At 76.4% G+C, this 1,947-nt stretch carries 3 protein-coding genes; all 3 read right to left on the reverse strand.

What is annotated here, in order from left to right:
- Positions 1–544 (reverse strand): putative manganese transporter (locus HLB09_RS16375; RefSeq protein WP_212771261.1); only part of this gene is annotated, 544 nt, incomplete at its 3' end.
- A 6-nt stretch (positions 545–550) separates the two neighbouring features.
- Positions 551–1,615 carry a UDP-glucuronic acid decarboxylase family protein gene (locus tag HLB09_RS16380; protein WP_212771262.1) on the reverse strand — a complete coding sequence of 355 codons (1,065 nt, stop codon included), beginning with the start codon at positions 1,613–1,615 and terminating at the stop codon, positions 551–553.
- A gap of 8 nt (positions 1,616–1,623) precedes the next feature.
- On the reverse strand, positions 1,624–1,821 hold the full coding sequence (locus tag HLB09_RS16385) for a DUF2795 domain-containing protein (RefSeq protein WP_171204368.1): 198 nt from the start codon (positions 1,819–1,821) through the stop codon (positions 1,624–1,626).
- Between the last annotated feature and the right edge of the window lie 126 nt (positions 1,822–1,947).

A 1,947-nucleotide genomic window follows, 5' to 3' on the forward strand; every position in this document is an offset into this window, starting at 1 on the left:
GGGGCGACGGCTCGGACGCCGACGGCGGCGCCGGCCCGCCACCCGGGCCCGCGCGGAGGGCGAGACGGCGCCACGGGCCACCGCTCGTCGTCGCGACGGCCCGACGCACGGCGGGCACCGCCCGCTCGGCGGCGAGGTCCTCCGGCGAGGGCCCGAGGCCCACGGCGTCGACGACGTAGCCCGTGACGACGCCGGTCACGAGGAGCACGGCGTGGACGACGAGGGCGGTCACGGGCTCGCCGGCGATGATCACCCAGGAGGAGTCGCCCATCGTCGCGACGAGGGCGGCGACGACCGTCCCGAAGGAGACGGTGCCGCGCAGGAAGAGGGGGACGACGAGGATCGCGCCGGCGCAGCCGGGCGAGACGCCGAGCAGCGCGCCCACGGTCGGCGCCCAGCGCGCGCGGCGGGCGAGGAGGTCGAGCAGCCGGTCCCCGTGGCGCACCTGCAGCCACCCGAAGGCGGCCACGAGCACGGCCACGGGGACCCCGACCTGGAGGAACGCGTCCGCCAGGGCGGTGGCCAGCCGCTCGAGGAGGGGCACCGCCGCTCAGGCGCCCGCGGGCACCGCTCCGGCGGGCACGCTGCCGGCGCCGTCACGGGCCCCCGTCGTGGGAGAGCCCGTGCCGCCGTCCGCGAGGGCCTCGCGGAACCACGCGACGGTGCGGGCGAGCCCGTCCTCCCACGCGACCTCCGGCGCCCACCCGAGCGCCTCGGCCGCGAGGCGCGTGTCGGGTCGCCGGACCTGCGGGTCGTCGACCGGGCGCCCGACGAAGGCCAGCTCGGACGAGGACCCGGTGGCGGCGATGACGTCCTCGGCGATGCGCCGCACGGTCAGCTCGTGCGGGTTGCCGATGTTCACCGGCCCGGCGTGGCCGGAGGAGGCGAGCAGGAGGATGCCGCGGACGAGGTCGTCGACGTAGCAGACGGAACGCGTCTGCAGGCCGTCGCCCGCCACCGTGACGGGCTCCCCGGCGAGCGCCTGCCGCACGAAGGTGGGGATGGCCCGCCCGTCGTGCGGCCGCATCCGCGGGCCGAAGGTGTTGAAGATCCGCACGATGCCCGTGTCGACGCCGTGGGAGGTGCGGTACGCCGTCGTCAGGGCCTCGGCGTAGCGCTTGGCCTCGTCGTAGACGCCGCGCGGACCGACGGGGTTGACGTGGCCCCAGTACTCCTCGGGCTGCGGGTGCACCTGCGGGTCGCCGTAGACCTCGGAGGTGGACGCGAGCACGAAGCGGGCGCCCTTGTCCTTGGCGAGCCCGAGGGCGTGCATGGTGCCGATCGAGCCGACCTTGAGCGTCTCGATGGGCAGCTTGAGGTAGTCCACCGGCGAGGCCGGCGACGCGAAGTGCAGGACGAGGTCGACGTCGCCCGGCACGTGCACGTAGTCGGTGATGTCGCACCGCACGAGCCGCAGGCCGGGGTGCTCGACGACGTGCGCGAGGTTGGCCGGCGTCCCCGTGAGGAAGCTGTCGAGGCCCACGACCTCGGTGCCGCGGGAGAGCAGCTCCTCGACGAGGTGGCTGCCGAGGAAGCCGGCCGCCCCGGTGACGACCGCCCGCCGCGGCGGGTCGGGGCGGGTCGTCACCGGGGCGGTCGAGGTCAGGTCGTTCACGCGGGCTCTCAGGCCTGGTCGGAGAAGGCGGAGCTGACGCCGCTCGGGCCCTCGTACTCACGGTCCGGGATGCCGCGGAGCGCCTCGAGCACGTCGTCGGGGGCGCCGCTGTCCTCGGCCTTCTTGACGATGGCGTCTTTGCCGGCCGGGTAGTCCAGGCCCGACAGGTGCTTCTGCAGCTCGATGGGGTTGGGGCGGTTCGCCATGGCTCCTCCAGCGTGGTCGGGCGCCGAGGGGTCCCCAGCGCCGGTGTCTCCGCCTCGCCCGGGCGCGCTGGCCCGGACGTCGCACGGGTCGCGCCGGTGCGCGCCCGCGGCCCCGCGCGGGGGCCG

The organism is Pseudokineococcus marinus (assembly GCF_013004605.1).
GTDB classification, from domain to species: domain Bacteria; phylum Actinomycetota; class Actinomycetes; order Actinomycetales; family Quadrisphaeraceae; genus Pseudokineococcus; species Pseudokineococcus marinus.

What these genes read in the sequence shown, in the direction of transcription:
- HLB09_RS16385 (WP_171204368.1), bottom strand. Translation starts at nt 1,821, where the DNA reads ATGGCGAACCGCCCCAACCCCATCGAGCTGCAGAAGCACCTGTCGGGC.